The organism is Bacteroides bouchesdurhonensis, assembly GCF_900155865.1.
Classification (GTDB): Bacteria; Bacteroidota; Bacteroidia; order Bacteroidales; family Bacteroidaceae; genus Bacteroides; species Bacteroides bouchesdurhonensis.
Genome location: NZ_LT707006.1, coordinates 5,060,813 through 5,083,438 on the forward strand (window position 1 = coordinate 5,060,813; position 22,626 = coordinate 5,083,438).

17 protein-coding genes and 1 pseudogene are annotated in these 22,626 nt (G+C 36.0%); all 18 read left to right on the forward strand.

Translation table 11 applies throughout. The annotated features are described in order from the left end of the window. Positions 1-12 precede the first annotated feature (12 nt). Positions 13-741 carry a glycosyltransferase family 32 protein gene (locus tag CZ225_RS21775; protein WP_077155476.1) on the forward strand — a complete coding sequence of 243 codons (729 nt, stop codon included), beginning with the start codon at positions 13-15 and terminating at the stop codon, positions 739-741. 105 nt (positions 742-846) lie between these two features. Then, entirely contained in the window at positions 847-1,053 is a 207-nt protein-coding gene (locus CZ225_RS21780) for a TIGR04149 family rSAM-modified RiPP (protein WP_234983105.1), read from the forward strand. A gap of 85 nt (positions 1,054-1,138) precedes the next feature. Continuing rightward, complete coding sequence (locus CZ225_RS21785) at positions 1,139-2,014, forward strand: GLPGLI family protein (RefSeq protein WP_077155944.1); 876 nt, start codon at positions 1,139-1,141, stop codon at positions 2,012-2,014. A 244-nt stretch (positions 2,015-2,258) separates the two neighbouring features. Continuing rightward, positions 2,259-3,512 carry a radical SAM peptide maturase gene (locus tag CZ225_RS21790; RefSeq protein ID WP_077155478.1) on the forward strand — a complete coding sequence of 418 codons (1,254 nt, stop codon included), beginning with the start codon at positions 2,259-2,261 and terminating at the stop codon, positions 3,510-3,512. Continuing rightward, positions 3,509-6,151 (forward strand): peptidase associated/transthyretin-like domain-containing protein, encoded by a 2,643-nt coding sequence (locus tag CZ225_RS21795; protein WP_077155479.1) that lies wholly within the window; start codon positions 3,509-3,511, stop codon positions 6,149-6,151. The genes CZ225_RS21790 and CZ225_RS21795 overlap by 4 nt, the downstream gene beginning before the upstream one ends. 12 nt (positions 6,152-6,163) lie before the next feature. Next, on the forward strand, positions 6,164-7,405 hold the full coding sequence (locus CZ225_RS21800; RefSeq protein ID WP_077155480.1) for a TIGR04150 pseudo-rSAM protein: 1,242 nt from the start codon (positions 6,164-6,166) through the stop codon (positions 7,403-7,405). Between the two features lie 289 nt (positions 7,406-7,694). Further along, positions 7,695-7,916, forward strand: a complete 222-nt coding sequence (locus CZ225_RS21805) for a glycosyltransferase family 32 protein (RefSeq protein WP_077155481.1) — start codon at positions 7,695-7,697, stop codon at positions 7,914-7,916. 45 nt (positions 7,917-7,961) lie between these two features. Next, positions 7,962-8,645 (forward strand): annotated as a pseudogene (locus CZ225_RS23515) (cysteine peptidase family C39 domain-containing protein); the annotation flags it as partial. A gap of 424 nt (positions 8,646-9,069) precedes the next feature. Then, complete coding sequence (locus CZ225_RS21820) at positions 9,070-9,303, forward strand: hypothetical protein (protein ID WP_129585846.1); 234 nt, start codon at positions 9,070-9,072, stop codon at positions 9,301-9,303. A gap of 176 nt (positions 9,304-9,479) precedes the next feature. Then, positions 9,480-11,141 (forward strand): IS1182 family transposase, encoded by a 1,662-nt coding sequence (locus CZ225_RS21825; RefSeq protein WP_077152662.1) that lies wholly within the window; start codon positions 9,480-9,482, stop codon positions 11,139-11,141. A 189-nt stretch (positions 11,142-11,330) separates the two neighbouring features. Beyond that, a complete protein-coding gene (locus CZ225_RS21830; protein ID WP_077155485.1) occupies positions 11,331-11,735 on the forward strand; it encodes a 6-bladed beta-propeller in 405 nt (134 codons plus the stop codon). Beyond that, positions 11,707-12,516, forward strand: a complete 810-nt coding sequence (locus tag CZ225_RS21835; RefSeq protein WP_077155486.1) for a 6-bladed beta-propeller — start codon at positions 11,707-11,709, stop codon at positions 12,514-12,516. Before CZ225_RS21830 ends, CZ225_RS21835 begins: the two co-directional genes overlap by 29 nt. Before the next feature lie 4 nt (positions 12,517-12,520). After that, positions 12,521-13,774, forward strand: a complete 1,254-nt coding sequence (locus CZ225_RS21840; protein ID WP_077155487.1) for a radical SAM peptide maturase — start codon at positions 12,521-12,523, stop codon at positions 13,772-13,774. Between the two features lie 7 nt (positions 13,775-13,781). After that, complete coding sequence (locus tag CZ225_RS21845; RefSeq protein WP_077155488.1) at positions 13,782-15,011, forward strand: TIGR04150 pseudo-rSAM protein; 1,230 nt, start codon at positions 13,782-13,784, stop codon at positions 15,009-15,011. 977 nt (positions 15,012-15,988) lie between these two features. Then, on the forward strand, positions 15,989-17,293 hold the full coding sequence (locus tag CZ225_RS21850; protein WP_077155489.1) for a lamin tail domain-containing protein: 1,305 nt from the start codon (positions 15,989-15,991) through the stop codon (positions 17,291-17,293). A 56-nt stretch (positions 17,294-17,349) separates the two neighbouring features. Beyond that, positions 17,350-18,831 (forward strand): sodium:solute symporter, encoded by a 1,482-nt coding sequence (locus tag CZ225_RS21855; RefSeq protein WP_077155490.1) that lies wholly within the window; start codon positions 17,350-17,352, stop codon positions 18,829-18,831. A 9-nt stretch (positions 18,832-18,840) separates the two neighbouring features. Next, complete coding sequence (locus CZ225_RS21860; protein WP_077155491.1) at positions 18,841-21,306, forward strand: DUF4922 domain-containing protein; 2,466 nt, start codon at positions 18,841-18,843, stop codon at positions 21,304-21,306. Further along, a complete protein-coding gene (locus CZ225_RS21865; protein WP_077155492.1) occupies positions 21,303-22,613 on the forward strand; it encodes a SpoIID/LytB domain-containing protein in 1,311 nt (436 codons plus the stop codon). Before CZ225_RS21860 ends, CZ225_RS21865 begins: the two co-directional genes overlap by 4 nt. Positions 22,614-22,626 lie beyond the last annotated feature (13 nt).

A 22,626-nucleotide genomic window follows, 5' to 3' on the forward strand; every position in this document is an offset into this window, starting at 1 on the left:
AACTTTGTTAATATGAAAAAGCCCGACACACCAAACAACATTCCGAGAATAATCCACCAGTTATGGTCAGGAGAGGAAAAGCCCTTACCCGAAGATCTTAAAATATTAAGTGAAACCTGGAAAGAATATCATCCCGACTGGAGTTATGAATTATGGGACAATAATCGAATCAATTCTTTTATTAAACAGTATTATCCCAACTATTGGAATATCTATAGTAGATTTCCGTACAACGTACAACGTTGGAATGCTGTGCGCTATCTCATCTTGGACAAAATGGGCGGCATGTACATTGACGTTGATTATAAGTCCCTTTCACCTATCGATGATCTGATTGAGAACAAAACCTATTGCTTTGCTGAAAAAACAGAGTCTCATTGCAAAGTATTTAAAAGAACTATCAATCAAGTATTTAATAATGCCATGATGCTAAGCATACCGGAGCACCCATTTATACGTAAAGTCATAAAAACAGTTTTTAGGGAAGAAACGTTAAGGTACAATGCTTCTAAAGAGCTTTGTGTCTACAATACCACAGGTCCTTGGATGCTTATTGACCTATATTGTGACTTAACAGAAGAAGGGAAAGAAGAAATTTATCTTATCCCATCTCAATATGTCACTCCCTTTGATGTTTCTCAAGCTCATAGAGCCATCAAGGGAGTAGAAAGTGAAGAATTGGAACAATGCCTGGAAAATACTTATGCATTACATTATTTCTGGGGTGGTTGGAGACAATAAAGAGGTACCTTGGATTTAGTAAAATTCAAAGTTTTAACAGACTTCGGCTTTTAAATAATACTAAATCAAAACTTGACAAAAGAAGTCTTAATTAAAAAAAAGATTATGAGATTAAAAAAACTGAAACTAAACGCTTTGTCTGAATCCACCTTAAAAGACAAAGAGATGAATGCATTAAGAGGTGGGAATTGCTGTACTTGTCGAATTATCAACAAGACACAGAATCCGTACATGGTTGTAATCAATATTCCAATTGTGATGGCTATGACAATGAATATTGGCCAGAAGCTGAACATGCATAGTATTAACTAGCAATGTAAAAGTCGGTAGTTCTTGCTTCTTAAAATTAAGAACAAGTACTCCGACTTCCATTGATGTCTTATTGAATTACATACATATGAAAAATATAAAATTTATATTACTACTATCAAGCTTACTTGCATTTATTCCAATTGTGAAGGCACAGCAAATGCAAGGAAAAGTATTTCGTCCCTCCTGGTTAAAAGATAGAAACGGAATACAAATTGTAGATTTAGCAAATATTAGAATTTGGTATGCATTAAATGCAGAAGATATTAAAAATCCGAGCAGTTATATTGATTTACAACGTTTAGAAATAGGTGAAAAACTATCCAAATATTATAGCTTTTTTGTTTCTAATTCTGATTCCCTTTGTGCTGATTGGATAATAAAGAATCCTCAAGCACAATCAATCCCACGTAAATTTGGTATAACTGGAAAGTTTCCAGATTATTGGTCAGAATATCAATTTTCCGTATATTTCAAAAAACATGAGACAAACCAATTCATAGAGTACGCCAGAATGCCTTATTCATTAAAAAGATACAACAGCCAATACAGTGAAGAAATCCCAAAACAAGATTGGACAATATTAAGTGACACCTTGACAATAAATAAATATTTATGCCAAAAAGCGACATGTCATTTTAGAGGTAGAAGTTATATTGCATGGTTTACAATGGATATTCCCATCAGCAATGGACCTTGGAAATTTGGAGGATTGCCAGGACTAATATTGAAAATATATGATACCAACAATTTATACACCTTTGAATGTGTAAAAATAGAAAAAGGCAAATTTCCAATAGAAAAACATGACTATAGTAACTATAAAACTATAAACAGATTAAAATTACTCAAATACCAAAAAGATATTAATGAGAACTTTAAAAAAGTTGCAGGGGTCATTTCCAGAAATAATAAAAAAGTACAATATGTTTCAGTTTCTTATGAGCCTTTAGAGTTAGAGTAGAGATTTTCAATCAAAACAATCTTAATACAAATAAATGAGACCCTTACAAATTAGTTAAAATAAAAGATTATAGTTATAGCAAAAACCACCATAATATCCTTGTAAAAAACGACAACAAAAGCACTTTGTAGCATCGATTTTCATTTTTAAGGATAAAAGAGAAGTAGAGTAATTGATCAGATTTTAGAGCTATAATAACATTCTTTTCAAAAATTCAGAGTTTAAACTTTCAAAACTATAAAGTATGAATAATAAAAAATATATAACTTCCGACCATGTAGTATCTGCATTGGCAAATTTGCCACAACTAGTATTCGAAGTAACCGATTCTTGTAACCTTCGTTGTAAATATTGTGCCTATGGTGAGTTCTATGAAGATTATGACAATAGAGAGGAAAAAATGTTATCCACTGAGAAAGCTATCCGATTAATAAATCATCTATCTAGCTTCTGGAACTCTAATCTTAATTATTCAGCAAACAATAACCTGACAATATCATTTTACGGAGGAGAACCTTTAGTCAATTTTCCATTTATCAAAACAATTGTTGACTATATTAACAACAAGCTATATTGTCCGCATCGTCACTTCTCTTTTTCGATGACAACCAATGCAATTCTACTTCACAAACATATGGACTTCTTACAAGAAAACAAGTTTCACCTATTAATAAGTTTAGATGGCAACAAAGATAACACAGCTTATCGCGTAGATAAAGTTGGGAAAAATTCTTTTGATCGTATCTGCACAAATGTTGATAAATTAAGAGAGACATATCCTGATTATTTTCATAATTACGTCAATTTCAATGCAGTTCTGCATAATAAGAATTCAGTAGAAAGTATATATAAATTCTTTAAGGAGAAATATAATAAAATTCCTCGTATAGGAGAATTAAACAATGTAGGTATCCGTAAAAACAAACAAGAAGAATTCAATAAAACGTATAAAAACACACAAGAAAGCTTACACCAGGCCGAACACTATGAAGAAATAGAACGAGAAATGTTCATGGGAAGTGGAAACTATCGCAATCTAACCTTATTCTTACATCAATATAGTGGATTTGTATATAGGGATTATACAGACTTATTATTCGATAAGGAACACACAAACTACTTACCAACAGGAACTTGTTTACCATTCTCAAAAAAGATGTTTGTAACAGTAAATGGAAAGATACTTCCATGCGAACGTATCGGACATCAATTTTCTTTAGGTAATATCACAGATTATGCAATTGAGATCAATCCAGAATGGATTGCAGACAAATATAATCACTATTATGCGAAAGTAGAATCATTATGTAAAAGTTGCAAAAACAACAAAGCTTGTATTCAATGTTTATTTAACATGAAAGACATTGAAGATAAACCTGTATGTTATGGACATATGAATGAAAAGGCCTTTCAAAATTATGTAAACAATCAAATGTATTTTTTAGAAAAACACCCAGAAGCTTATAAAGAAATAATGGAAAAAGTATTCGTTCTATGAGAACAATGATATTTATGCTAATTATTATGCTAACAGCCTTTTCTATGTCAGCACAATCGATCTTTACCGGTAATATAGAAAATGAATCCGGTGAGCCTATTGTAGCCAACATTACTGTACAAATCAAGGGAAGTCCTATTGTCTCTGCATTCAGTACAAGTAATTCAGAAGGTAAATATAGTATAACGTTCAAAGGAACAGCTGATAGCATAACAATAACAGTCTCTAATATGTTAATAGGAAAACATGATCAAACCGTGTCAAACCGGTCTCAACAAGTAGATTTCATCATTCATGAGAAGCCATTAACATTAAAAGAAGTAACCATAAACGCATTCAAAATAGAACGTAATAAAGATACTTTAAACTACATGGTAGGTGCTTTTAGCAATCAAAATGATCGAGTAATAGGAGATGTTTTAAAAAAAATGCCAGGAATAGAGGTTGCAGAAAGTGGGAAGATCACTTTTAATGGACAGAATATAAGCAAATTCTATGTAGAGAATTTGGATTTACTTCATGGAAAGTACGGTCTTGCAACAAACAATATTCCTGCAAAAGCTGTATCAGTGGTACAAGTTCTAGAAAATCATCAACCTATAAAAACACTAGTTGGTAAACTTCCGACCAATGACGTAGCTATCAATCTCAGATTAAAAGAAAACGCCAAAGGTACACTAACCATCAACGGTCTATTAGGTGGAGGTTATCAACCAATTCTTTGGAACACAGAGTTTACGGCTATGTATTTTAGTAAACAAATGCAAGATATGAGTATTTATAAAGGAAATAACTCAGGAGATAATGTAGCCTCTGAATTCCGTACTCATTATGATTATGAGCGCATTTATATGGCGCCTGGTAGCCTTTTGGAGATACAGATACCTAACACTCCTCCAATTCCAAGCAAACGATATAATAAGAATTGTTCACATGCAGTAACAACTAACCATTTAATAAAGCCCAATATAAACACAGAACTGACAACAGCTGTATTATACTATAATGACCGTATAGAGAAAGAAGGATACTCCCTTTATGAACAATACCTACCCTCTGCAGAGAATATTATCATTGAAGAGCGAATACAATCTGTTAGTCATATTCACAACGCGGAATTGGCATCCCGATTAAATATAAATGCAGATAGTTATTACCTCAACAATGCATTAAATATAAATGCTAATTGGAATAAAGATATTGGTACAGGAAATACATACAGTAATAAAGAACAAAGCAATTCAAGAATCACGCAACAACTCAACCAGCCTTTCATCTCTATAGACAACACACTTAATATCATAAAAACAATTAAACAGAACAGCTACAACGTATATTGTTCGATTGGCTATGGACATAAACCCCACAATCTGACTATCTCTCCAATAACATATTGGGAAAATGAAAGGTTTTCTTCTCTTTCACAAGAAGTATTAGCTAGAAATATATCCTCCATCCTTAGAATGTCATATAGTCGTAATATTAAGAAATTCCGACTCAACTATGCCATATGGGGACGAGCAGACATTCGAAACATGAATACCGAATTAAGTGGACAATCAAAAATTAATTCAATATACCTATCAGACGATTCACTACGAAACAACCTATGGTATAATACCTATCAAGGTGGGGTGTCTCAAAGTTATGATTACAACGGTGATAACTTCAAAGCAACTTTAAATTTACCATTCACTTATCATTTACTAACGAACAATGACAAAATTTTCAATATTAATGATTCGTATAATCACCCAATGCTATCCCCATCACTTACTTTAAAATACGAGTATAATGATTTTGTATTTTATACACAAAACGGCATAAGTAAAAATTTTGGTGATATGAATTCGAGTTACAAAGGGTTTATTATGCACAACTACCGAAGCCTGTTACGTAACACAATGAATGAACTACTAGAATCACGGTCTATTAATAGCAACGCATCAATTAGTTACAAAAACGCATTCAAAGCTTTATTTATTAATATTTCAGGAAATTACAAGTATGCATGGAAAAACCTTCTCTACGGTTATAATTATCGAGACATTATAAAAATGAGGCATACAATAAATCATCCTGCGACAACAGATAATTATGATATTAATATAAAAGGAAGCAAAGGTTTAAACTTTTGGTCATCTACTCTAAGAATATTTAGTAATTACCAATATGAAAAGAGGGAACAACTTATTCAAAACGAGATACTTAATTCACGATTACAAAGTTATGGAGCCGGTGGGAATCTAGACACAAATCCAACCAGTTTTTTAAGTATAGGTTATTCCATCGTCTGGAATCATAGCAAAAGTTATGTAAAAGAGCAATCGTCTGATTTTACCCCAATCAAACGTACATCACAAGAAATAAACATTCATATTTTTCCGACTAAAACTGTTACTGTCAATTTCAACCTTGAACATCAATATAATAGCATTGCAAGTAGCCGTTATACTACATTTGCTGATGCAGAAGTAAAATGGAAGAACAAATATATTGATATAGAATTGGAAGTAAATAACCTATTTAATACTCGACAGTATATATCTGCTTCTTACAGCGATGTGAGTACCTATTACTACCGCTATGAACTTCGTCCAGTCAGTGCTTTATTAAAAATCAGATTTAAATTAAAATAAAAATAGAAGATTATGAAATTAAAAAATTATTGGTTCTCTTTAAAATCATATGTATACATAGAGTTTAAAATAAAGAAAATATTACTTTATGATACTAAATCAGGATATAGTATAGAAACTACATTAAATGATGCTATCAAATTAGTTTCACAATTATATGAACCCGCTAATCTAGGAGTTGTAATGGTATGTCATGAATTGGAAAACCACAATCCACCTCTTTGGGCTTTTATCCAAGAAATTATTGAAAAGAATATGGGAGATATAACAAGTGTAGAGTTACTCCCTAAGAAGCCAGTTCGATTAATACCTATATTAAACTTACAGAAAGACGTAGATAAACATAAAAACAACATAAGCAATGTCACTTTCTTAGGAAAAAATATTAGTCGTTACATTTTAGAAGTCAATATTTACGTCAACAATGTTTGCAACAAAAAATGCGAACACTGCCAATCGTATAGCAAACAAATGCACTGTTGTACTTCTTCAAAAGAAGGCAATTTAGAGTTGTCCATAGATAATTTACAAACAATATTCGGACAACTCCGGTATACATCAGTAGGAACAATAAACATCTTAGGTGGAAATATCCTCCAATACAATCATCTTAAAAATCTACAAGATTTATCATCTTATTTACCAAACGATATATTACATTTCTATATACATTATACAAATTATCAGAGACATGAATTTATTGATTCTAATCAATTAGACTTAATCATAAGTTTCCCTCTTGATAAAAAGATCTTCCATCATGTATGGTCGTCAATAAATATCAAGAACACTAAAGTTCATTTCATAATTGAAAACGAGCAGCAGTATAATGAAGCTGAAAATTTAACAATTAATTATCATATAGAAAGGTTTGATTTCACCCCATTCTTTACAGGCAAGAACATAGCATTCTTTGATGAAAATATTTTTATATACAAAAGTGATTTATTTTCCACTACACTTTCAATGAGAGAAATTTTTAGAAATCAGAAACTGAATGCCAATTTCTTCGGGGGCTTATACATCTTACCTGACGGAACAATTAAAGCCAATATGAACACCTCTTCATTAGGGAATATAAACACAGATGAGATTCTAAATATAGCATATAAAGAACTCATCGAGAATACAGCATGGAGAACTGTAAGAAATTCGGAGCCATGTAGTAAATGCATCTATCAATTTATTTGTCCGCCTCCTTCTGATTACGAAAGAATTATTAAAAGACATAATTTGTGCCATATAAATCCATAAAAATTACCCATAATACATTCTTATTTTACTATAGAAACGCCTGTCAAATTCCCCAAAAGTGAAAAATAAATAGGAGTAATTCAAAAAAAACCTCGATGAAATAGGCTATTTTTAGCAAAAAGCGATGTTGGTCCGAAATGGCCAGCCATTTTATTTGCTTTAATTACCCAAACTCCTTATCTTGCGGCATCGAAACACACAAATATTCTTGTATCTTTCGGATGGCTCAATTTTATAAATTACTTTACCTAATATAAAAACACCATTTTTACAAAGCAACTTTGTTAATATGAAAAAGCCAGACACACCAAACAACATTCCGAAAATAATCCACCAGTTATGGTCAGGAGAGGAAAAGCCCTTACCCGAAGATCTTAAAATATTAAGTGAAACCTGGAAAGAATACCATCCCGACAGGGATACGAATCCGAAGAGTTGGAAAACAAATTGGAAGAAGCATATTCTATTCATTATTTCTTCAATGCTTGGGTATAATGATAAAAACATTTAGCGTTAAACTATTTTAGAATAGCCAATAAACAAAACAGTAAAAGTAATGATTAAACCCTTTCCTCATTATCAGCAACTCGACTCCATGGATTGTGGCCCATCCTGTTTACGCATGGTTGCCAAATACTATGGTCGTAGTTATTCCTTACAGAATTTGAGGGAAAGGAGCTTTATTACCCGGCAAGGAGTTTCCATGTTAGGTATTAGCGACGCTGCCGAAAGTATCGGTTTCAGGACGCAAGGGGTAAGAATCAGCTTGGAGCAACTTATCGAAGATGTACCTTTACCCTGTATCCTACACTGGAACCAGAATCATTTTGTGGTACTGTATGACATCAAAAAGAGAAAGTCAGGAGCTACTTTCAAAATCTCAGATCCGGGCAAAGGCAAGTATGATATGGACCTATCCGGAATACAGAAATGTTGGATCAGCACCCGGAAGGATGGAAAAGATTCAGGCACTGCTTTGGTATTAACTCCAACACCCGATTTCTACGAACGGATCGATGACTAGGAGCAACAGAAAAGGAATTTGTCTTTTTATCTCCGCTATCTCTTTCCTTACAGGTCACAGCTCTTCCAGCTTGTAGTCGGGATGCTATTGGGAAGTGTATTTTCACTCATCCTCCCCTTTCTTACGCAAGCAATGGTCGATCAAGGAATCGGAAACCGCAATCTCAAAATTGACGTTGATGCATTGTCTGCTAAAATGATACAACTGATTGAGCAACCCGATTATGCTAAGGTTTTAGCAGTAAACGCCCGAAAAAGATTTCTCGAGAAATATGATCTGACGATTTTCCGACAAAAGATATTGAATCTTTATCGGGAAATTTAACTCTCGCTGCTGACAATATGTCGGTGATATGTAAAAAACAATTTCTTTTATAACTTTACTATTGATATTTAGTTGATGCTTTCACAATTACCGCACTGTGCGTGCATTATTGACAACTAATTATGTATTAGTATTTATCAATTAACTCATCTGTTTTTTGCTGAAAAGACATTGATAAATATCAGGAAGTGAGAAATGAGAGATATTGTATCATGACTGTTTTTTATTATTAATCTTTTAAAACTAATTAAAGATGAAGAATTTAAAAAGTTTGAACTTGCATCGTCTTGGCTAGGCCGAGATGACAAGAAAGGAAATGAATGCTCTAACGGGTGGTCAAGGTGGTGATGATTACACTTATGGACCTTATGACATACCCGAAGTCTATGTTTGTGGTTGCCGTTGCTCAAATGCGACTTGCGGATGCAAATACGAAGGTCCGCAAGAGGGACCTGATGATTCGTATTATGGTGGTTCTAGCACTACTAACAATAATAGTGCGAATCAAAACAGCCCCGATGCAAGTACGCACGCTTCAATTAGTGCATAAAGCAACAAAGCTTATGACCTCTTGTGATAAATAAATAGGAAATAAACGCTTTGCAATTGGAGGTTGTGTCAAAACGCTGGCCCAACCTTTTTTTATGCACAAAGCCCAGACTTTCCCAAGCCCGGGCTTTGTTATTACCCAAAGTTTTTGTATCTTTAGGCATAAAGTTTTTCGTTATGGCAAAGTTACATTTTCGTCCTTACATTCCCAACCAAACAGTTCTTTTTCCCCAAAGAATTGATGAAAACATAGCAGCGAACGATCCGGTTCGCATAGTTAATACTGTTGTTGATAATCTCAATCTTGACAATTTCAAGAAGCTTTATAAAGCAACCGGTCGTTGTCCTTATCATCCTAAAATGATGCTCAAGGTGATTATTTACGCCTACATGAACAATATCTATTCGTGCCGCAAAATAGAGAAGCTTCTCCTACGTGACATTCATTATATCTGGCTTTCCGGTAATGAACATCCGGATTTTATTACCATCAACCGTTTCCGTAACCGTGTCAAGGAGGAAATCAACAACGTCTTCACGCAGTTGGTCCTTGTCCTTGCCGACAAAGGTTTCATCAGCCTTGACGTAGAGTATATCGACGGTACCAAGATTGAGTCCAGGGCCAACAAATATACTTTTGTCTGGCGCAAGACAGTCGAAAAGAACCGTACAAAGCTGATGGATAAGATCCGCATTCTCCTGGAGCAGGTGGATGAAGCCATAGCCCAAGAGAACTCCGTCAAAGACACCCCCGTAGAGTTCACTCCCGCCATGCTCTCAGATATAGTGGATGAACTTAAAGAGGTACTGGAACACCAACCTGTAACAAAGGACAAGGAACAAAAGAAAGTCATCCGGGAAAAGAAGAAACAGGTCCGGGAACTTGAGGAGTACCGTGACAAGTTGATGGAATACGACAACCATCTTGATACTCTTGGAGAACGCAACTCCTATTCCAAGACCGATCCTGATGCCACCTTCATGCGCATGAAAGAAGACGCCATGAGAAACGGGCAGACAAAGCCCGGATATAATCTGCAAATAGGTACCGAGAACCAATTCCTCATAGACTTCCGACTGTTTCCAAACCCAACCGATACACTGACCCTCATACCTTTCTTCCACTCCTTTGAGCAACGCTATAACCGCTTACCAACTGTCGGTGTGGCAGACTCCGGTTACGGCTCGGAAGAAAATTACCGGTTCATGCAAGATAATGGGATAGAAGCCTTTGTCAAGTACAACTACTTCCATAAAGAACGGCGTCCCCGTTATACCCCCAATCCATTCCATACGGAGAGTCTCCATTACAATGCGGAAGAGGATTATTACGTTTGTCCTATGGGGCAGCACATGAACCGTATAGGAACCAGATGTGACAAGACTGCGAGCGGATACATCACCGAAAGTGCCCGGTATAAAGCACAAAGATGTGAAGGGTGCCCTTTGCGTGGCAGTTGCTTTAAAGCCCGGGGGAACCGTATTATAGAAGTAAACCACCGGTTAAACCAATACAAACGGCAGGCACGGGAAAGGTTGCTCTCGGAAGAAGGCATCAGGCATAGGGGAAGGCGATGTATAGAACCGGAAGCAGTTTTTGGACAAATGAAACACAACATGGCATACAGAAGGTTCCGGCATGTGGGACAAGACAAGGTTACAATGGACTTTGCCTTCTTTGCTATAGCATTTAATATCAAAAAAATGTGTGCAAAACTGCTAAAAGCGAGAAAGGGAAAGAATGTACACGCTATATTTATCGCTCTCAGACCATGTGTGGCTCAAAATGCGGGGAATGTAACGACTTATCGTTTAATGAGGCAAAAAATAGCCGCATAGACAAAAAAGGAAAATGAATGTTTTAGATCAAAAAAAGGAGATGTGCCTGAGTTTTGACACACCTCCTCTCTAATTCTTATTTATTTTTTAATGAATCCACTTAAGAGTACGTTTCTCAGATGCATACTCACCAGATGCATTTATGTGGTATTAATTACTTTATTATTGAACTTAATTATATAAAATAATATGAAATATTTAATTGTTATTGTTTGTATACTAGCAGGTTGTTCCACTAAACCTACATCATCCAGTACTACTGAGACTACAAACGATTCAGTAAAGGATGTTAGAATAGATCCAATAGTTATTGATATGACCAAAACTCCTAAAAAGGTACTAATTTTGGAAGACATCGCAAATATAGAATATATCCCGTTAGAAACAAATGATAGTACTTTAGTTAATCGCCCTCGTCCAAATGTCGTTTCAGACCATTATATTATATATCAGAATGACAATGGTCAGATTCATGTATTTAACCGGAAAGGGAAGAGTCTATATTCTTTCAACCGCAGTGGAGGAGGACCGGAAGAATATTTCAAAATATATGACATTGTTCTAGATGAAAAAAAAGGAAGAATTATTTGTTGAAGATATTCATAAAGAAAAAATTTTCGTTTATTCAATCGATGGAAAATTTAAACGCGAACTAGCTTTACCTAGAAAATTTTTTCCTGAATGTTTAATGAATTATGATAAAGATTATCTATTTTGCTATAACGTTTACTTTCTGGATCACGCGGATGAGTCAAATCAGGAAGATTGCAGAAAAAGAGATAATCCTTATTTCTTTATTTCGAAACAGACAGGAGAAATAACTCCTTTGAATTATTGCATACCTAACAGAACGGGTAACAAAGCCAAGGAAATGAAAAATGGGAAAAGAACAGCAATTCTATCTATAGGTATATTCCCTTTGTCTCAAAACACTCCAGATATTATGATTACAGAACATGTAGACGATACTATTTATTCTCTGAAAGAGAGAAAGCTAACACCTATAATGATAAAGAATCCATCAACACATAAAATGGATCCCCCAATGTTGGTAGGAGTTGATTTTTTTACCGATAGATATATCTCTTTCTTAGCATGTAAGATGAAATTCGAGGAGCGCATATCGTCTATTAATATGATTTACGACAAACAGTCTGACGAATTCTATCGGCTCGCTACGCGTCTTCCTATTTCCTTCCCAATGAAAGGCGGCAAAATAAATTTACCTAAAAACACAGCTCTTTGTCGTATAACTCCCGAAAGACTACTTAAAGATTATAACGACGGTAAATTGGAGGGAGAATTGAAAGAGATTGCTTCTAAACTTAAAGAAGATGACAATCCGGTATTAATGTTGATCAAATTTAAAGAATAACACAATGGATAAGTTTAGAAAAATATCCCCGATGGAGATAGAATATAATCTAATGAACTTAAAGCAGTTGATCTTTGAAGTAACTGATGCCTGCAATTTACGTTGCAAATATTGCGGGTATGCAGATTTATATGAAGGATACGACCAAAGAGAAAATTTAAAATTTCCTTTTCAAAAAGCAAAGTTAATTATTGATTATCTTTATGAATATTGGAAGAAGCAATATTGTGCTGATGTTAATAATCCGATCTCAATAAGTTTTTACGGTGGAGAGCCATTATTGAATGTACCCTTTATCAAGCAGGTAATTGATTATTTGGAAAGCTTAAACCCTATCGGCAAAAAGTTTCATTATAATATGACTACTAACGCAATGCTGCTCGATAAATATATGGACTTTTTGGTTGAAAAAGAATTCCGTTTACTAATCAGTTTGGATGGAGATGAAAAAGGACAAAGTTATCGTGTAGATGCCAAAGGACAAAACTCTTTCAATAAGGTTTTTTCCAATGTGCAGTTATTACGTTCCAAGTATCCTACGTATTTCAAGCATTTTGTAATGTTCAATTCCGTTTTACACAATCGAAATGGAGTCGAATCGGCTTATCGCTTTATTAAAGATGAATTTGGCAAAGAAACTGCTATCTCTCCATTGAATAACTCCGGAATTCGTAAAGATAAGGTAGAAGAGTTTTATCAGACTTATCAGAATATGTCTGAGAGTATACAAAAAGCTACTAATTGTGAAGCATTGAAAAAAGAATTGTTCATTAAAGGTCCAGAAACTGGTATGCTTCTTAATTATATCCACTATCAAACAGGGAATGTATTCAATAATTACAATGAATTATTATTGGGTAGAGTAGGACTTCCATTCCCACCATCCGGTACATGTCCTCCTTTTGCAAAGAAAATGTTTGTAACAGTAAAAGGACGTATTCTTCAATGTGAAAAAATAAATCATGAGTTTGCATTAGGACAGATTACAGATGAGAAAGTGGAACTTGATTTGGAACAAGCCGCCCAACAGCATAATGAATATATATTCCGTTATGTCAACCAATGTAAGACTTGCGCAGTCAGACATACTTGTGCACAATGTGTATATCAGATAGACGATATACATGATAAGACATCCAAATGTCACAGTTATTGGTCAGCTAAGCAACTTGAAAAACAAAAAGAATACAGCATGGACTATTTGGACCAACATCCGAAGCTTTATAACAAAATCTTAAAAAATGTCATAATAAGATAATAGTGGAATGAAAAAATATTGGTTGATTTTATATCCGGATACTTTCCTATGGGTAAAGCAAAATAGAGGATGTATCTATAATGCAAAAAATTACAAGAAAATCTACTTTGAAAACAAAGGAGAACTGTCGGATTTGGCTGAAACTTTACTTGATATTGATCAGCTATACCGAGTTGATTTGTCGGAAGAACTTCTACAAAAGCCACAAATAAAGGAATGGGTAGATGAAATTATATCTTCGGAGAGCGGTCAGTTGGTTTTAGATGACGGATTAAATAAAAGACCGGTATCAATGAAACCGGAACTTAAAGTGCAAGATGACGTGAAATATTACGAGTGGGAACATAAACGCGGCATTGATGGCAATGTTATTAATAACCTTCATAAAATAATTATCCACATTAATGGAAGTAATTACGGGAATATTGCTTATACCAAACAAACAGTATACCATCCGGTTCAAACAAGTTCGGTACTCGATCATGGAAGTATTTTATCATTTGTTAAGAATGCCCGTGCATGCAGTTATCTGAGAGAAATGGCATTAGTGGGGGATGTAGCATCATACCCTAACTTTAAAGGGTTATTATCAGACATTCTGGATTTTGGATTTAGAAGAATATCAGTCTATTGTCTGGATAATGATTTCTTAAAATACATAGAAACGAATCAGGATTGGGAGAATAAGGCGATTTCATATACAGTACTTGTATCCGATTATTCAGTGATAGAAAAATTAATGAAAGCCATTAAGCAGTTACCTCTTGTTTCTTTTATTTTTCTTATCCGTTCTGAAGAAGAATATAAGAATGCAAACTCTTGTATAGAAAAGAATGAACTATCAAAAGTAGAAATAGTACCTATATATACCGAAGAGAATTTATCTTTCTTTGAAAACAATCTCTATATAGATTCAGAAAGTATTTCAGAGATCGAACTATCTAAACGTCAGGTTTTTATTCAACAAAAACTAAATATTTTCTCGTTTGGCAACTTAATTGTTTTACCAGATGGTAAAATATACGCAAATCTGAATGATCCTTCCATCGGAACGATCAATGATACACCACATAGCGTCGTTTATCGGGAATTAACCGAAGGAAAATCATGGCTCAAAATCCGTAATCAGGAACCTTGCTGTAATTGCATCTTTCAATGGCTTTGCCCCTCACCCTCCAATTATGAGACAGTGATAGGAAAACCCAATTTATGTTTGATGGAAAATACATCCAATTAGTTATTGCCAAAGAGTTAAAGGAAACTTTGCAAAAAGCAATGCAGTTATTTTCTTAAGTACATCTTTCGTGTATATTAAGAAAAGAACTGCTTGTTTTATCATACTAGATTTGTTAATCTATTACAAATCTCAGCCTACATATAACAGACATATCAGAATTCATACTATATTTAACAAAAATGCAACCTTGAACTGAAACACAAATAAAAATATTATGAATTACATCCCCCTAACAATTTACTTAATATAGCCCAGATAGTTGAACCATTTAATCATGAATTTCTTTCATTAGATGATATTTATGACCAAGTTCTTAAATAATACCATATTTAAAATCAAGCTATTGATTGAATAAAATTAAGCGGTCAATTATAACAAATGATACGGTCCGTTTAAACTATGAGAAGTTTGTTTTTGTTTATTCAAATGTTTTTTTCCATCATTGGGGTATTTAAAAAAACATTGAAGTCTTTTTTCCGGTATATTACCCGTTTTTTCAGCAAATGAAAAGATGTTAGGTTCATGTCATATTTACTCATACCGTCCTATCAATCAGCAACATATAATGAAGAAACATTTTTGTTACTACTATGCTTATTTAGCGGCATTGTTTTAATGGAAATCCAAACATAGAAATGTTATCATAAAAGATGCTTCATCATAATCTATTAGAGCATAGCTAGTTATTCAAAAATATAACTATGAAGGAAAGTGATTCTACATACTAAAAGCATCTCCCTATAAGGCTGTCTTTGATAGATGAAAACCAAAGATGGCGAGTTTTTTCCTGTAAATAGAATTGGTGTAGCTCGTTAAATTTCTATCTCTAAACGGTACGTGAACCATATTTTTTCTTTTTGGGACAAAAAGAATTGACTCCATAGGCATATTCCAAAAGTTCTACTGTATCTTTGTGGTATTAAAGCCGAAATCGAGAAAAGCCCATACGGCCCTAAACAACGAATAAAATTGACCGTATGAAGTTCTATCAACTATTCAGCATGATATGCTGCCTCATCTTCGGCAGCTGCGCACTAAACATTGAAGATGAAGAAAAGGAAGAAGAGGGAAATGATGATTCTGTAACTCAACTTGCCTGGTCGGGAGAAACCGACAAATTTACAATTACCTCAAAAGAGGGAGTACGACTGGATGATCCGCAAGAAGCTGCCGGAACAGCTTATCTCGCTTTTCCTTCTTCCACGGTAAGAAACACCCGTTGGGAGCTCGGGGTGAAACTGACTTTTAATCCTTCTGCTAATAATTATGCCCGCTTTTATCTTAGCTCTTCCACAGCAACTTTATCCAATACTCTACAGGGTTATTATCTCCAAATTGGAGGAGCCAAAGATAATGTCGCCCTTTATCGTCAGAATGAGAATGTATCTGTATTACTCGCTTCAGGAAGGGAATTAATGAAAGGGAACAACTCTCCTAAACTGTATATCAAAGTAGAATGTGATGACAATGGCTACTGGACTTTCTGGACGCGACTGGAATCAGAAAATGAATATACGAAAGAAAAACAGATAAGAGATACAAGTATTCAAAGTTCTGAATATTGCGGCATATACTGTGTTTATACCAAAAGCCGTTGCAGCGGATTTACATTTCATCACATTCAACTCTCAGGTGATGTGGAAACAACCACTGATCCGGACGGATCGGAAGAGGTTCCCGGCAATCCGGATACTCCCGACGAACCGGATACTCCGGAAGATCCTGATGTACCTAGTTATCCGGAAGATGTGAGAAATCTGTTAGTATTCAATGAGGTCATGTATGACAACGCAACAGATGGCGCAGAATATATAGAGCTTTACAATCCTTCGGATCAGATGGTTTCTATTCCACCATTCAAATTATTAAGATATGTCTCTGATGAATCCGGTACGACGCAAACCACTACAACAGCGGTGTTAGAGCCATCTGACGGTAGCCAAGTCATAAACGTTCCGTCTCATGGATACGTTTGTTTCACCAAATCGGTAAGTACTTTGATTAAAAAGCATAAAGTAAGTGGGGAAACAATGATAGAAACGACGAAATTCCCACGAATAAACAATCAAGGAGGTCATCTTGCTATAGTCACCAATGAAGAACAGCCCCGACTTATTGATAAATGCGGCTATTCCGACCAGATACATACCGACAAGAAAAGGAAACAAGGTGTATCCCTGGAGAAAAAATCACCGGAGCTAGCTTCTGCTTTCAGCAAGAACTGGACCTCCTCAAAAAATGCAACCGGCGGCACCCCCGGAATAAAAAACGCTCAAGAATAAGTGTATCTATGAGATTTTATCTACTTTTGTAGGAAAGAAATGAAAAATAACACAAAATGAGTCCGATTGCCGTAACCATCACCATCATTGCCTATTTTGCATTATTGTTCACCGTTTCATACATTGCGGGACGGAAAGCGGACAACGAAGGATTCTTTGTAGGCAACCGAAAGTCCAGTTGGTATGTAGTAGCTTTTGCAATGATAGGTTCTACTATTTCTGGAGTTACTTTTGTATCTGTGCCGGGCATGGTAGGAAGCAGTTGTTTCTCCTATCTTCAAATGGTACTTGGATTTATTGTCGGACAGTTTATCATTGCGTTCATACTCGTCCCTCTGTTTTATCGAATGAACTTGGTGTCCATCTACGAATATCTGGAAAATCGGTTTGGAACTTCATCATACCGGACAGGGGCTTGGTTCTTTTTTATCTCTAAGATGTTGGGAGCAGCCGTCCGCCTTTTCTTGGTATGCCTTACTCTTCAATTGCTTGTATTCGAACCTTTCCATCTTCCGTTTATCCTGAATGTAGCTATTACTGTAGCTTTGGTTTGGCTTTATACCTTCCGCGGAGGAGTGAAATCGCTGATCTGGACAGATTCTCTGAAAACCTTTTGCCTGGTTGTTTCGGTTGTGCTGTGTATTTATTATATCGCTTCGGATTTGAAACTTAATTTCGGAGGATTAGTAAATACGATCTCAGATAGTGACCTTTCACGTATATTCTTTTTTAACGATATCAACGACAAACGATATTTCTTCAAACAATTTCTGGCAGGTGTCTTCACTGTCATCGCAATGAATGGTTTAGACCAGGATATGATGCAACGCAATCTGAGTTGCAAAAACTTCCGGGATTCTCAGAAGAATATGATCACCAGCAGTATCTCACAATTCTTTGTCATCTTACTTTTTCTGATGTTAGGTGTATTACTTTATACATTCGTTGCACAGCAAGGGCTTACTGCTCCGTCAAAGAGTGACGAGCTCTTTCCTATGATAGCAACCAGTAGTTATTTCCCCGGTATCGTCGGTATTTTGTTTATTATAGGGTTAGTCTCATCCGCCTATTCCGCTGCCGGATCAGCATTAACAGCTCTGACTACCTCTTTTACAGTAGACATATTGCACGCTAAAAGCAAAGAAGAAGCAACCTTGAGCAAACTTCGTAAACGGGTTCACATCAGCATGGCAGTTGTGATGGGGATAGTCATATTTGTATTCGGTTTGCTCAATAACACCAGTGTTATCGATGCTGTATATACTTTAGCCAGCTATACATACGGACCGATTCTCGGTCTGTTCGCTTTCGGCATTTTCACCAAGAAACAGATAAACGATAAATATATTCCATTCGTAGCCATTCTCTCTCCTATACTTTGCTACATCCTTCAAAGTAATTCGGAAGCATGGTTCAATGGATATCAAATCAGTTACGAGCTACTGATACTTAACGCATTCTTTACTTTTTTAGGACTTTGTCTACTCATCAAAAGAAACGAGAAGCATGTAGTATCTGCCACCCGTACCATAAAATAGCAAATAAAAATGAAAGCAACAATCAACTGTTTTCTTCCTTTTAGCAGACTAAAAGAAAGTATGCAAACAGTAAAAGAATTACGCGCATCGGAGTTAGTAAACAAAATTTATTTAATGACACCGGAAATTACCAGTGTCTGTATTCCGGGCTGTGAACTGATCTCTGTCAATAACTTCCAGTCTACACAAGCAATGAAAGCTATTGCAGCACATTCCGATGTTCCGTACACCTTATTATATACTAAGCCCACAGAATTGAAACTCGGGCAATTTGCTCTCGAACGAATGGTGCAAGTTATGGAAATGACTCAGGCAGGTATGACTTATGCCGATCATTTTCAGCAGATAGATGGAACACAGAAAGCAGCTCCTGTCATCGATTATCAATTGGGCAGTTTGCGTGATGATTTTGATTTCGGTTCGGTATTATTGTTTCAATCCGATGTTTTCAAAAAAGCGGTAAAGAGTTCCAAAGAGAACTACCAATATGCAGGTATCTATGATCTGCGACTCAAGATTTCTCAGAAAAGCAAGTTGGAACATATCAACGAATATCTATATACGGAAATAGAAAATGACCATCGGAAAAGCGGAGAAAAACAATTTGACTATGTTAATCCGAAGAACCGGGAAGTGCAGATTGAAATGGAAAAGGCATGTACTAATCATCTGAAAGTTATTGGCGGATACCTAGCTCCCGATTTTCAGCCGATTAATTTTTCATCTTCTACTTTCGATGTGGAGGCTTCCGTCATTATTCCCGTACGCAACCGTATCCGTACTATCAAAGATGCAGTCCGTTCCGCTTTGTGCCAACAAACATCTTTTCCGTTTAATGTTATTGTTATCGACAATCATTCTACAGACGGAACTACCGAAGCACTTCGTGAACTCAGTGCAGACAAACGACTGATTCATGTAATTCCTGAAAAAGAGGATCTTGGTATCGGAGGTTGTTGGAATGTAGGTGTTCATCACGAAAAATGCGGTAAGTTTTCCATTCAGCTCGATAGCGATGACGTGTATAAAGACGAACATACGCTACAAATCATGGTAGACGCATTCTATCAACAGAACTGCGCTATGGTAATTGGTACCTACATGATGACAGACTTTAATATGAATGAAATTGCTCCCGGTATCATAGACCACAAAGAATGGACACCCGAAAACGGACGAAATAATGCATTACGCATCAATGGACTTGGAGCTCCCCGCGCATTCTTCACTCCGCTGCTTCGTGAAATCAATGTTCCAAACACAAGCTACGGTGAAGACTATGCTCTCGGACTAAGAATCTCACGGGATTATCAGATAGGACGAGTATATGATGTAGTCTATCTGTGCCGCCGTTGGGAAGGAAATTCGGATGCGGCACTTCCTATTGAAAAAGTCAATCAGAATAATATCTATAAAGACCGCCTACGTAGCTGGGAATTGCAAAAGAGAATTCTGCAACAGAAAGGTATTCAGAATCTTTCTAAAGAGGTAGAACAACTGTTTACAGAACAAATTCACTCTTGGGAACTAGCTAAGGAGAATTATCACGCACTTAGAGGTTATCGCAGACAATCGAAATCAATCAAACAGTACAAAGAGGGCTGGTCGATATACGCGGATGCATTCCCAAATCCCAAACGAATCCTCTCCACAGCTGCCCAAACAGACGCTTCTTCTATTCAAGCTCGCCCCTGCTTTCTTTGTCAGGAAAACCGCCCGGCAGAACAAAAGGCTGTTAATTATAAAAATTATCAGATATTAGTCAACCCTTATCCTATATTCGAAGAGCACCTGACAATAGCTGCAATTAATCATACACCCCAATCTATCGCCACCCGCTTTGAAGATTTAATAGAACTGACAGAAAACCTGAAAGAATATCTATTCATGTATAATGGTCCGGAATGTGGAGCCTCTGCCCCTGATCATGCTCATTTCCAAGCTGCTGTTAAAGGAGAGGATCTATCAGCTTTGATATGGAACGACTGGCATGTAAGCGAGTTATTTGAAACTGGCAGCAAAGCTCTGTTTTATACTGATGACCCGGTCAGTGCTCTTTACCTCAAAACAAAAAACAAAAAGGAGATGTCTCACCTATTCAAAGTCATCTACGATATCCTTGCGGCTGAAAATAATGGCAAGGAGCCCCTGATGAACATTCTCGCTTGGTATGGACTGGAAAAAAATAAAGACTTCTATCGTGACTATAAAGAAGAAATGCATGACCTGACGCTTCGTTATAGCTGTATCCTCTTTTTACGTAGCAAACACCGACCGGACTGCTACTATGCAGAAGGTGATGAGCAAATACTTATCAGCCCGGCTATTGCCGAGATGAGCGGACTATTCCCGATTGCACGCGAAGAAGATATTCCTAAATTAACTCCGGAAAAGATACATGCTATCTGCCGTGAAGTCTCTATGCCCAAAGAAAAGTTGGAACAAGTTATCAACCGTATTCAAACAGCTTTATGAAAGAACCTCTAATAACAGTCGGAATCCTTTCCGGAAAAGAGATCGAATTCTCTTTTCCGGAAACATTTGTTTCCTCTGATAAAATAGAATCCGCAGGAGACCAAAAGGCTGTCTATAAAGAAGGAAAAATATATTGGAAGGGGAATTTGTATGATGAAATTTCTTTTTCACCACAACTTTCTAATGCTGCATTCTTTGAATTGAAAAATGTCACTATTGGCATCAACTTCCACTGGGAACGTAAAGAGCCTCAACGCTTCAAAGGAACATTAAAGCTAATTATAGAAGAGAAGAAACTCACTGCTATTAACATTATCCCTATAGAAGATTACCTGACAAGTGTTATTTCATCCGAAATGAGCGCAACCGCCTCTTTAGAATTACTAAAAGCGCACGCTGTAATCTCCAGAAGCTGGTTACTCAACAAAATCGAAGAACGGGAAAGAGAAAATGAAAAGCCTCAGATAAAAACTGACAGCGCAGTCCATTCTTCATTTATCAAGTGGTACGACCACGAAGCACACACTCATTTTGATGTTTGTGCTGATGATCATTGCCAACGTTATCAAGGAATTACGCGTACTTCTACTTCCAAAGCTATCGAAGCAGTTTTTTCTACGCGAGGAGAAGTGCTTATGTTCGAGAACCACATTTGTGATGCTCGGTTTTCTAAATGTTGCGGCGGTGCTTTAGAGGAGTTTCAAAATTGCTGGAAGAATGTGGAACATCCCTATCTGGTTGGCAAACGGGATGATAAAACAGCAAACGAACTTCCTGATCTGACCATAGAATCAGAAGCAGATCAATGGATTCGAACCTCTCCTTCTGCTTTCTGTAATACACAAGACAAGAAAATATTGAGTCAGGTACTCAACAATTACGATCAGGAAACTACTGACTTTTATCGTTGGAAAGTAACTTATACACAACAAGAACTTTCTGAATTGATATACGACCGTTCAGGAATCGATTTTGGAAAAATCATAGATTTAATCCCAATAGAACGAGGAACCTCCGGACGTATCGTAAAGCTAAAAATAGTAGGGACTTTACGTACCCTTATCATAGGAAAAGAGTTGGAAATACGCCGTACACTCTCTTCCTCTCACCTCTACAGTTCTGCTTTTGTCATTGACAAAGAAGGGGAAGAAGAAATTCCTTCCCTTTTTATTCTTACCGGAGCCGGTTGGGGGCATGGAGTCGGACTTTGCCAGATCGGTGCAGCCGTTATGGGAGAACAAGGTTACACATATAATGAAATACTATCCCACTATTACCCGGGAAGTACTATTGAAAAACAATACTAATAAAACAACATCA